This window comes from Mycobacterium sp. (genome assembly GCF_051006775.1).
GTDB lineage: Bacteria > Actinomycetota > Actinomycetes > Mycobacteriales > Mycobacteriaceae > Mycobacterium.
This window is the reverse complement of sequence record NZ_JBPCSX010000042.1, coordinates 1-11,854: the sequence shown is the minus strand read 5'-3', so window position 1 is coordinate 11,854 and position 11,854 is coordinate 1. Positions and strand designations below refer to the sequence as shown.

7 protein-coding genes are annotated in these 11,854 nt (G+C 66.4%); 2 read left to right on the top strand and 5 right to left on the bottom strand.

Annotation, left to right across the window (positions count from 1 at the left end; all coding sequences use genetic code 11):
• Positions 1-46: 46 nt before the first annotated feature.
• A complete protein-coding gene (locus ACR2JI_RS03040) occupies positions 47-1,009 on the top strand; it encodes an NAD(P)/FAD-dependent oxidoreductase (RefSeq protein WP_526387897.1) in 963 nt (320 codons plus the stop codon).
• Between the two features lie 283 nt (positions 1,010-1,292).
• Positions 1,293-1,943, top strand: coding sequence for a TPM domain-containing protein (locus ACR2JI_RS03035; protein WP_526387895.1), 651 nt, complete (start codon positions 1,293-1,295; stop codon positions 1,941-1,943).
• A gap of 32 nt (positions 1,944-1,975) precedes the next feature.
• On the opposite strand, the gene ACR2JI_RS03030 is transcribed toward ACR2JI_RS03035, so the two are convergent.
• The 5 genes from ACR2JI_RS03030 to ACR2JI_RS03010 all read right to left on the bottom strand — a co-directional run.
• Positions 1,976-2,584 (bottom strand): hypothetical protein, encoded by a 609-nt coding sequence (locus ACR2JI_RS03030; RefSeq protein WP_526387893.1) that lies wholly within the window; start codon positions 2,582-2,584, stop codon positions 1,976-1,978.
• On the bottom strand, positions 2,584-4,707 hold the full coding sequence (locus ACR2JI_RS03025) for a DNA gyrase subunit A (RefSeq protein WP_526387891.1): 2,124 nt from the start codon (positions 4,705-4,707) through the stop codon (positions 2,584-2,586). The genes ACR2JI_RS03030 and ACR2JI_RS03025 overlap by 1 nt, the downstream gene beginning before the upstream one ends.
• A 12-nt stretch (positions 4,708-4,719) precedes the next feature.
• Entirely contained in the window at positions 4,720-6,753 is a 2,034-nt protein-coding gene (locus ACR2JI_RS03020) for a toprim domain-containing protein (RefSeq protein ID WP_526387889.1), read from the bottom strand.
• 362 nt (positions 6,754-7,115) lie between these two features.
• Positions 7,116-7,628, bottom strand: coding sequence for a GNAT family N-acetyltransferase (locus ACR2JI_RS03015; protein WP_526387887.1), 513 nt, complete (start codon positions 7,626-7,628; stop codon positions 7,116-7,118).
• Positions 7,625-11,854, bottom strand: a 4,230-nt coding sequence (locus ACR2JI_RS03010; RefSeq protein WP_526387885.1) for a hypothetical protein, incomplete at its 5' end; no start/stop codon positions are given. The genes ACR2JI_RS03010 and ACR2JI_RS03015, both read right to left, overlap by 4 nt.

Below are 11,854 nucleotides of genomic sequence, written 5' to 3'. Positions count from 1 at the left end.
ACTCGCATCTCACCTCGGTCTCGTTTATGAGGCAACCGATCTCGAAGTGTTCGACGTTGTCATCGTTGGTGCCGGGCCGGCCGGGCTCGCCGCGGCCGTGTACGGAGCGTCCGAGGGACTCAGGACGCTCCTGGTCGACAGTGACTTCATCGGCGGCCAGGCGGGAACGAGCAGCCGGATCGAGAACTACGTCGGATTCCCGTCCGGGATTTCCGGAGGAGACCTCGTCGAACGCGCAGCCCTACAAGCTCAACGACTCGGGGCTCGAATCTCCAGTCCCTCGATGGTCACCCGTATCGAATCGGCAGGTGAGGGCTATCGGCTTACGCTGACTGACGGGGTGGCTCTGATGGCGCGGTCGGTGGTCCTGTCGCCAGGCGTTCAGTACAGGAGGCTGCCGGTTTCCCGACTGCGGGAGTTCGAAGGCGCCGGGGTCTACTACGGCGCGACAGAAGTGGAATCGCGGGTGTGCGGCCCGCACGACGTCACCGTGGTCGGTGGCGGCAACTCCGCGGGACAGGCCGCGGTGTTCCTCGCGGAAAAAGGGGCGGACGTGACCCTGGCGATTCGCGGCGCTGACCTCAGTTCCTCGATGTCGACCTACCTGATTGACCGGATCGACGCGTCCCCGAAGATCCGCTTGGTCAATTACTCCGAGGTGACCGAACTCCACGGTGATACCCGTCTGGAGGGTGTCACGATCACGAACAACCAAACGGGCGCTTCCGTGCGTCAGCCCTGCGTCGGCCTCTTCTCCTTCATCGGTACCTCTCCCTCCACCAGTTGGCTCGAGGGTTTCGTGGAGCTCGATGCCAAGGGGTTTGTCCTCACGGACAGCGACCTTGGCGACGTCGGCTTCGAGCCGCTGCCGTTCGAAACGTCCCGCGCGGGAATCTTCGCGGCCGGAGATGTCCGCGCACAGTCGATGAAACGTGTTGCCGCAGCGGTGGGCGACGGTTCCAGCGCGATTCGTTCGGTTCATCAAAGGCTCGCCCCGACGACGACGTGAAAGTCTAGTTCCGGGACCAATTTGGGACCACAGGTTCTGCGCCCCTCAGCAAGTCCGGGCAAACCAGCGTCACCGAACTTGCATCGAGTTGAAACTTCAACAGCAGCGTATTGCTGGTCATCACGTCGTCGACGGCGGTCAGGAACGCGCCAACCTCCGCATGCTTCGGCTCGTCTGCCGGCGACTGCATCATTTGAACCGATACCTCAGGCCTCGGGATCGCCGCACGATATGTCGCTAGGCTGGTGCGAAGACACTTCCACGACGATCGGAGCGCACCAGGATGAGCATCCCGCCCTATCCCGGGTCCAACCCCGAGGTCGATCCCTTTTCCGGTGACGGCCGGCCCGCGGGAACGCGTCCGCCGATCAAGTACATCTGGCCGAAGCGGGTTGCCGTCATCCTCACCGGGCTTGCCCTACTCGGTGGGATCGGATTCGGTGTGAAAACCCTTCTGCCCAAGGAAGATGCGGTGACCACAGGCCAGCAGACGGTAGCGTCCGCGTCCCCGGCGCCCAGCGCACCCGAGGCTACGGCCCCTACGACGGCACCCATGAGGCTGGACGGCGCCGTCACCGATACCGCCACGGCGTTGAGCAGCGAGCAGACGGCCGAGGTGACCTCGGCCGTCAAGAGTCTGTACAAAGCCCGGGATGTTCGCTTATGGGTCGTCTATGTCGAGGCCTTCAACGTCGCGCCCGGTGAGTGGGCCAGAACGACAGGTTCGTTGACGAAGATGGGGAAACGCGACGCGATTCTCGCCGTCGCGACCAAACAACGGAAATATGCCTTCCTGGTCTCAGCGGCCGCCTCGAATGCCTCGGAACAGGCGGTCGACGACCTGCGGCGCAACACGATCGAACCGAAGCTTCGTGACGGTGACTTCGCCGGTGCTGCCGTCGCCGCCGCTACCGGAATACAGGCCCTCGGCTGAACCGCATCGGATCACTGTCCGATTCAACAGCTCTATTTCCACCCGATTCCATCCGGCAGGTAGCCGTGTTCGGCCCACAGCCACAGGGCCGACTGGGTGGGGAATCCGCAGTCAAGCCGTGCGACGCGCCCGTTGCCGTCGGCCAAGGTGTAGGCGAACACCTGCACCCCGCCCCCGCCGGATCTGGCGGTCACGGCGACCGGCTCGGGCAGCAGGGGCCTCGGAACCCAGGTGTGTGCATCACGGCCCGCGATCAGCAGGCCCTCCGTGCCCAGCACATGCAGACCCTGGCGGTAGCGGCCCTGCTTGACTTCTTCGCGCTCACCGATGCCGAGGACCAGTCGGTGGGCGCTGACAGCGGCGAAGGTCAGGCAGATCACGGTCATCGAGCCGTAGATGATTCGGGCGGGTCCGGCCGCCGGGTCCGGCCAGGCCGCGATCGTCGCTTCCAAGCTGGAGAACCCGACGACCAGGAGAGGGAGCAGCCAGGCCAACGGAACCCAGATCAGATGCGTACGCCGCAACTGGAAGCGGGATTCCGCGGGTCGCGGAATCTCCGGGTCCAGCACCGCCTGCACGTGCAGGGGTAGTTCAGCCGTGCTCACCCCGACGAGCAGCGTGGACCCGGCCGCCTCAGGCACTACTGCTCCGAGGGAACGATGCCACCCGCGGCGCTCTTCACCGTCGCTTTGGACCTGGCTTCACCGCGAATGCGCCTGCCGTTACGGACGAATCCGGTGGGGGAGACCGTCGCCGACAGCAGTGCGTCCTCACCGTTGACGAAGGGATGGAATCCGACTCCGCCGCCGCCGCGGCCCTTGACCGGGATGTCCGCGCAGTCGGTGACCTTCCAGCCCTTCTCCGACACCGACAGCAGAGCCTCGCCTGCCGCGCCGGTGATCGGCAGCGCGGCGATCACCTCGTCACCATCGGCGGCCAGTTTCACCCCGGCGACGCCGTTGCCGGCAGCGCCCTGCGGGTTGATCACCGACGGGTCGATGCGCAGCACCTTGCCGCGACGGGTGACCAGGGCCAGGTGTGCCCCTTCGGGCAGGACGCCCGAGCACAGCAGGCCGGTGATGTCCGGGGCCACCGCGACGTCGCGAACCTTTGTCGGTAGGCCGGTGCCGGTGGTGAACTTGACCCGCCCATCGGTCCACACCGCCCAGCCCAGACCGTCGGTGAGCAGATCGCCGTGGCTGTCGGAGAGGATCCCCTGATGGTCCAGACGCCACGCGGCGTTGGGCTTGCGGGGCCCGTCGTTCTCAACGCTCGCCGCCACCGGAGCGGCGTCGAGATCCAGGACGGTGCGCCGGTCGAACTCCTTACCGGCGAACAGCTTTGCCGTCTCCACCAGTTCGGCGTCGATGAGCTTCTTGCGGGCCTCGGGGGAGGACAGCAGCTCGGTGAGATGTGCGTGCTCGGCGTCGAGCCTGTCGGCTTCGGTGCGCAGTTCGATGACATCCAGCTTGGTCAGCCGGCGCAGCTGAAGGGCCAGCACATAGTCGGCCTGAATCTCGTCGATCTTGAACTTGGCGCACAGGCCTGCGCGGGCCTCGTCGACGGTGTCCGAACCGCGGATCACCGCGACGGCGGCGTCGATATCGATGTGGACGAGCAGCAGGCCCGACACCAGATGCCTTCTGGCCGTCACCTTCTCCAGCCGGTACTCACTGCGGCGAACCACGACGGAGTCGCGCAGTGATAGGAACGAGGCGATCAGCTCCCGCACCGACCACCACCGCGGGATGCGGTCGGCGTCGAGGGCCACCAGGCTGGCGGCGAACGTCGACTCCAACGGTGTCAGGGCCAGCAGTGAGGTGACCAGCTGGTGTGGGTCGTGACCGCGCTTGGCGCTGACCACGATGCGCAGCCCGTTGCGGCGGTCGGTGAGATCGGACATGTCGGCCACGCCGGGCAGGTCGCCGCCGGCGATGAGTGAGCGGATACGTTCCTGGACAGTGGAACTGGCCACGCCCGGTGGCAGTTCGGTGATGACCACATTGCGGCCCTCCACCGACAGCGTCCCGCGCACGGTGAACGAACCCCGCCCCGTGGTGACGTAGTCGCGCAGCCCATCGGAGCCGACGACCGACCCGCCGCACCCCCAGTCGGGTCCTGGTAGCAGTTCCATCAGCTTGTCATCGGAGAGTCCCGGCTTCTTCAGCAGCGCCCGGCAGGCGGCCATCACCTGGCGCGGGTTGTGGGCGGGAACCTTGGTGGCCCAGCCCTCGGCGATGCCGATGGCGCCGTTGACGAGCAGCACCGGAAAGCGGGCCGGCAGCACTGTCGGCTCGATCCATTCGCCGTCGAAGGTCTCCGTCATCGGCACGGCGTGGTCGGCCAACTCCGCGGTCAGTGCCGCCCCGGCGGCCGACAGTCGCATCTCGGTGTAGCGGTCCGCTGCCGGGATGTCGCCCTGGATGCGGGGGAACGCCCCCTGGCCGTCGATGATCTTGACCCGTTGGAATTCGGCGGCCAGCAGTGCCGCGGCGCCGTACATGGCCGCCCCGCCATGCGGGTGCAGGTTACCGGTCACCGCCGAGCAGATCTTCGAGGATTTCTGAGGCTTGTTGCCCGGCAACAGATTTGAGGAATACATCTGGTAGAGCAACCGCCGCTGCCCGGGCTTCAGCCCGTCGTAGGCCGACGGGATCGCCCGGTCGGAAGTGCTGTAGAGCGCGAACAGCAGTTGGTAGCGGTTCCAGTAGTCGTCCGCGGAGACGTCGAGGATCAGGTCTGGGTTCTGTTCTATGACATTCATGGGCCAATGCTCCTAGTTGAGGTCGAGGGTGGCGGTGTCGACGCGGGCGGCGGCGGCAGCCATCCAGTCGCGGCGCCCCTCCGGCGGCCCACCGAAGAGAATGTGGTGCAGATTCGCGGCCTTGTCGTCGGGCTTGATCCGGTAGACGGTGCGCTGGGCCGGGTCGAGCACGGTGTTCCAGAAGTCGTCGGCGTTCATCTCGCCCAGACCCTTGTTGCGCTGCACCTCGACCTTGCGGCGGGAAGTGGCGCGCAGTTCGGCGACCGCCTCGTCCCGCTCGGCCTCATCCTGGCAGTAGACACGGGTATCGGCGTCGTAGACGACGAACAGTGGCGGCAGCGTCACGTAGACCATGCCGGCGGCGACCAGTGGCCGGTAGAAGTCGAGGAACATCGAGATCAAGCTGGAGTTGATGTTGGCGCCGTCGGGGTCGGCGTCGGAGGCGAACAGGATCCGGTCGTAGCGGGACTTCTCCGGGTCGCAGTGGTCCCGCACGCCGCAGCCCAGGATTCGTTCGATCGCGTCGAACTCCTCCTTGGTGCGGGCCTTGGTCGTTGTCCAGCCGAAAGTGTTGGGCGGCTTACCTTTCAGCGGAAAAGCCGCCTGGAAGGTGGCATCGCGGGCCGCCTTGACCGTGCCCAGCGCCGAGTCGCCCTCGCAGATGAAAAGCTCAGCACCGCTGCCCCGACCGCTCTCCCGGCTGGGCAGCAGCTTGGGCGGCAGGGACAGGTTGGTGCCCAATCCCTTCGCCTTGGACGCCGCCCGCGAGCGTTCCTTGGCGCCCTCGGCGCTACGGCGGGCCCGCGCGGACTCCAGGGCCAACTTCGTCCAGGTGCTGACCGCCGGGGAGTTGGCGGGGTTGGCCGCCCACACGGTGACCGCGCGGGCCACCTCCGGGGTCATCGCCAGGTTCAGCGATCGCGACGACACCGAGGTCTTCGCCTGGGAATCCCATGATGCGTCCGGTGCCCGGGTGTCGACGGCCAAGGCGGTGACGGCCGCGAAGTCCTGGGCCTCCGGACCATCCTCGCCCTTGGCCAGGCCGAGATCACGTATGCGGCTTGACCTTTCGGCCAGCGCTTCGGTCAGGCCACGCACCGCCGCGGACAGATGCGATCCGCCGTTGGCGGTGCGGACGGTGTTGCAGAACGCCGCCACCGTGGCCGGCTCGGCGGGGCCGGCGGCCACCGACCAGCGCATCGGAGTGGGACCCCGGCCGGTGGTGTAGGAACCGGATCCCTCGACGGTCAGGATCAGTTCGGGTTTGGGGGCGCCGGCGGCGCCGCACATCAGGTCCAGCAGTGCGTCGGTGCCCCACGGTCCGTCGAACGGCGCGGTCAGCATCTCGGGCACCTCGCCGAGCGGCCAGCCCTCGTCGATCACCCGCAGGTGCACTCCCGGGCACATGCGAACCGCCGCCTGGGCGCGCAGCAGCACCTCGTTGATGTCGATGACACAGTCCGGGGTGACAGTCGGGTCGAACAGGATGCGGACCGAGGTGCCGTGGGCATCGGGTTTCCGGTTGTTCACGCCGCGCAGTTTCTGGGTGTCGTCGCGGACGAACTCGGCTTGCGCGTCGAAGTCCTTCCCGCTGAACGTGCCCGGATATCCCATCCCGAAGCTCTGCACGTAGGTCTTGCCGGCACGGCGCACCGTGACATCGGTGCGGGCGGAGATGAACACCGCCGCCGCGGCTCCGATTCCATTGAGCCCGGCGCCGGTGGTGGCGGCGTCGGTGTGCTGGTCGAATTTGCCGCCGGCCCGCGCGGTGCCCAGCGTCTTGACGATGCCGTTCTTCTTGGTGGCCGGATCGGTGTCGACGGGCAGACCACGTCCGTCGTCGGCAACCGTCACCGAGCTGTCAGCGTGCAGCGTGATGGTCACCGTCGACCCGCCATGGTTTGGGTTGGCGACTTCCTCCACGGCGTTGTCGACGAGCTCACGCAAGGCGGTGAGTAGGGCGTCCTGCCCCAGGTTCACCGCCGGGCGCAGCCGGGTGTGCTGGACGTCGTCGAGTTCGGTGATGTCGGCGGCGGTGTAACTCACGGGGTGGTCGTCCTTCTCGGTGATGCGGTGCTGGCGGTGGTCGGCATTCGAGTTCGTTGGAGCAACACCGTCATATCGGCGGTGTCGGCGCTGCCGGGTTCGACACGCCGCTGCGGGTGAGTGACGGTCGGGACACATCATATCGAACACGCGTTCGATCGCGTGGCATCTCCGCTGCGGCGGCGTGGGGTTGGGATAACGGCGACGTGTTCGTCATCGCCTATGACCACGGAGACCGGCCGATCCCGGCCAGTCAACCGACCTGCTCGTCGACACGAGGACCGGGGCGTTGCGATGGGTCGCCGATCGGTCGTCACTGCCGAGCCTGCGGCCGACCGGGACCCCACCGCAGCAGCGACAAACTAGGGACTCGGCGTCGGAAGTTCTTTGGTGAAGGGCACCAAATGGACTTCGGCGCGGTAAGTCTCGGTGCGAGCGGACAGAGGCGCGTCCAATCGGGTGTAGCCCCGGGCGAGGTAGAGCGCCTCAGCCTCCGGCTGACGGTGGCCGGTGGTCAGATAGATCTGCCGGTAGCCACGCGCGACGATCTCGGCCTCCAGTGCATCGAGCAACAGCCCGGCGTAGCCCTTCCGGCGGTACCGTTGATCGGTCCAGACACGTTTGAGCTCAGCGGTTTCCACGCCGTCGACCTCGCCGTACCGGCGGAACGCGCCACCGGTCACCGGAACAGAGTTGAGCACGCCCATCAGCATGCCGCCGCGGGGTGGGGCGAACTCTTGGGCTGGATAGCTGACCAGGCCGGCATGCACTCGATCCAGCGGCTCGCCGTAGCGGGTGCTGTACTCGGCGGCGAGTTCGGCCAGTAGTGGCCGGGCCAGGTCGTCGCTCTGGCTGACGGCGATGAACTCGATCAAGCCGGAAGCTGAATGCGAAGTCCGGCGGCTCGCAGATCGACGACGGTAGCGTTCCACACGGGAAGATCCACCGCCGCGGCCGGCTCCACGACGCCGAAGCTCGGCCGGCCGAAGATCCATTGGAAGAACCCGATGATCGCGGATCCGATACCGATCACCACTGTGGCGGGGACTGCGGCCACCGTACCGATGAGCGTGCCGACGCTGTTGTCGCCGAACAGCGATCCGATGCCCTGGCCTACGGACACGCCGAGTGCGAGCTGCAGATCCAGGGATCCGATGACCTCTTGGACGGTGAAGCTCCTCCAATCCTTCAGCGGCATCCCGAGCATCAGATTGACCGCGAGATCGTCGGCCAGGGTGACCCCTGCCTGCTTGTTGAGCAACGAATCCACCGTGCCGTTGGCCACCTGACCGAAGGTTCGGTCCAGGAAGCGGTTGTTAATGCCGACTTTCCGTAGTTCGAGGACGGTCTCTTCATCCGCGTAAACACCCACCGCCTGACGGACGTCGGGATAGCTGACCAGCGAGCTCATCGCCGGTGGCACTACGGACTTGACCGCGGCGACGTAGGCGGGGGCGGAGCGCAATTCGTCGAGTGCATTCTGCAGCGCTGTGGCCTGAGGAACATCGTCGATGACGTCATCGGCGAAAGTGTTGACGGCAGTCAGAAGTGCGCCGTTGAAGCCGGGATACCCCAGGAGCGCAGTGACCACGGCCCCCACCGTTGACGCCAGTTCTGCGGCCACGGGCGCATTGCCGAGCAGTTCGGCCAGTGGCCCATTCCGTCCTGCCACCCAGGTTCGCACCGCCTCGTCACCGGCCAGCGTGGTGATCAACGTGGTGGTAGTTGCCCCGAGCGCCTGCTGAATGGACGGGCTGCTCAGCAGGTTGAGATCGGCCAGTATCAGCGAGTCTGCGACGGTGGTCTTCGCCGCCGAGTCGATGGTGGGGTTCGTCCGCAGGGCTTGCTCGGCGTCCTGCCGCGCGACCTTCGGGTCCTCGCCGGCCACCAGTGCCGCCGCGTAATCGCCCACTATGCCTGCCACCGCTTCGGGGACGCCGAACTGCCGCAGGAAATCAGGCAGTGCCGAGGCGATGATCGTGACGAGTCCGGATCCGAATCCGGGAACGGCGAGCAGTTGATCCATCGCTGCGCCGAGGGCTTGTCCGACCGGGACGGCGATCGGTGAGTCGCTCAGCGACCTGGTCACGAACACCGTGACCAATTGGCCCGCGTAGGGGCCGAGGTTGGTGAGCAGTGTCGTGAGACCGCTGTCGGCCGCCTGGATCACGTATGAGTTACTCAACAGCGCACCGACGGATTCGGTGATCACACCGATTACCGCGTCCTGGACCGGGGCACTGTTGCGCAACCAGGTGATCGCGTCATCGGCCGCAGTCTTGACGCTCTCGCCGGTGACCACTTCGATGGCGAACATGTCAGCGGCCTCGGAGAACGCGGATACGACGCCGGCGGAGCGGAAGAAGTTCCCGAGTTCATCGTCGACCAGGCTCACCAACGCGACCCGGACATTCGGGTTTTTCAGGAAGGTGTCCACCGTGGCCGCGACCTGGGTGCCCACCGCCTGCCCCAGATCGCCGCCACCGACGGCATTGGAGACCTCCTTGACGATCTGCTCGTTGAGCTTCGCCTGGACCGTCGGGTCGGCGAGCAGCTCGGTGACCACCCCCGCCGCCGTCTTGTCCAGTGCTGAGAGCACCGCGTCGTCGGTCAGCAGTGTCTCGACCGCGTCACCGACCGCGAGGCCGGCAGCCTGCTCGACGTCGGAGTTGGCCCGCAACTCAGCCTGGACCACCGGCGCGACGGTTGTGATGTCACCCGCGACCTCCGCTGCCGCCAATTCCCCTGCTGCGGTGGAGAATGCGGCGACCACGCCTTGGTAGCCGAAGAAGTCCGCGGTCATTGTGTCGACGAGGCCGACCAGTCCGAGGACGACATCCGGATTCTGCATCAGGGACACCACCGCGTCGGCGACCTTGTCGCCCACTACCTGGCCCAGTGCTGTGCCGTTGAACGCAACCCAGATGTTCGCGTACACCTTGCCTGCCACCGCTTGCTGGACATCAGTATCGGCGAACAGATCGGCGATCAACCGCGAGGTCGTCCCGTCGACCGCCTCCCATACGTCCTGATTGCCCAACAGTTCCGACACCGTGGCGGTGACGACGCTCTGTACCGCGGTGTCCACCGCAGGACTGTTTCGAAGCTGCTTGACCGCGATCTCTGCGGCGACACTGACCCTCGTGCCGGTGAGCACGTCGAGTGCGAAGGTGTCCGCAGCGGAGGAGAACGCGGCGACGACGCCGTCGGACCGGAAGAAGTCGCCGAGTTCGGTGTCGACCAAGCCCTCGAGGGCATCCTTGACCGTGGGATTGCTGATGATCTCGACGACCGCTGTCCCGACTTGGGCGCCGACCGCATCGCCGAACGCCCCGCCGCCGAGAAGGTCCGACACACTCTTTGAGACGCCCTGATCAAGCCCCGCCTGGACATCCGGGTCGCCGAGCAGATCGCTCATCAACGAGGCCAGCCTGTCGTTGGCTGCCGACACCACCGTCTGGTTGGTCAGCAAGGCGGTGACCGCATCACCGACGGCCAGCTTCACCCCATTCTGAACGTCGGTGTTGGCACGCAACTCGGCCTGAACTTGAGGCGCAACGGAATCCAAGGTGTCCGCCACCGCTGCGGAGGCCAATTCGCCTGCGGCAGTGGAGAATGCGGTCACCACACCGTCCGTGCGGAAGAAATCGGTCAACACCGTGTCCACCACGCCAACCAGGCCGGAGCTGATATCCGGGTTCTTCATCAGGTCGACCACTGCTGTCGAGACCTGAGTGGCGACGGCGACGGCGAAGTTCGTGCCGTTCAAGGCCGTCCAGACTGAGGTGTATACCCGTTCGCTCACGCCCTCCTGAACGTCGGGATTAGCGAGCAGGCCGCCGAGCAGGTTTGCAGCCGCATTGTCGAGCGTCGACCACAGCGAGGAGTCGTTGAGCAATTCCGCGACGGATTTGGTGACGATGCCGCCTACCGCATCCTGGACGGCGGTGCTGGCCCGCAACGATGTCTCCGCTGCCTTCGCGGCGTCCTTGGGGTCGCCTCCGGCGAGCACATCCAGCGTGTAGGTGTTCGCAGCCGAGACAAAGGCGTCGGCCACGCCCGCGGAGCGGAAGAAGTCGCCGAGTTCGGTGTCGACCAAGCCGGCCAATGCGGTACGGACCGCTTGCTGGCTCAAGAGACCGGCGACTGCGTTGCCGACCTGGGTGCCCACAGCATCACCCAGTGCGCCACCACCGAGGAGGCGGGAGACATCCTGCGAAACCGTCGCGCTCAGGGCAGTCTCAACGTCCTGATCCGCGAGAAGTCCGGACACCAAGGATGCCGCTGCATTGTCCAGCGCGGTAAGGAGATTCGGGTCGGTTAGCAAGGTCCTGACCGCATCGCCCACCGCGACACCGACCGCTGCTTGCACAGCGGGGGTGGTCTTCAATTGCTCCGTCGCAGCCTTCGCCGCGGCGTCATCCCCGGCCAGGTTGGCCGCGGCCACCTCTCCGGCGGCCTTGGCGACGGCCGGGACAACCCCCGGGTAATTGAAGAAATCCCCGATAGTGGTGTCAACCAGGCCGACGAGCGCGGTCCGGGTTGCCGCATTGCCCAGCAGGCCCAGCACCGCGGCACCAACCTGGGCGCCAACCGCCCCGCCCAGAGTCGTGTTACCGAAGGCCTTCGACACATCCGCCGCGACCTGTGCGCTCAGTGCGGTCTGCACCGCGGTGTCGCCGAGCAGGCCGGTCACCAGCGACACGGCAGCTGAGTTCACCGCCGTCAACAACTCGGGGCTGCCGAACAGTGCGGTCACCCCGGCCGTGACCGACTGGCTTACTGCGGTGTCGATTGCGGGGGTTTTGAGCAGACCGTCGATGATCGCTTTCTGGGCTTCGGATTTGGCCGTTGACTCAGCCAGTCCGTACAGGAGTTCCACCGAGGCTAGCCCGCCGGCGGCAGTCGACAGTGCCGCCACTGCCTGCGGGGAGTTGAGGATGCTGGTGCCGAGTGCGTTCACAAACGACGTCAGGGCCGTCTGGACGACGGGAACGGCCACCAGGTTTGCCACCGCGGCACTGACCTGGTCGGCAACCGCTTTGGCCAAAGGGTCACCGTCGGGGAACTGTGCGATCACCGTGGCACCGGCCTGGGCGCC

Bases quoted from the DNA above. Each gene is read 5' to 3' on its own strand.
- ACR2JI_RS03025 (WP_526387891.1), bottom strand. From the start codon at position 4,707: ATGAATGTCATAGAACAGAACCCAGACCTGATCCTCGACGTCTCCGCG.
- ACR2JI_RS03035 (WP_526387895.1), top strand. From the start codon at position 1,293: ATGAGCATCCCGCCCTATCCCGGGTCCAACCCCGAGGTCGATCCCTTT.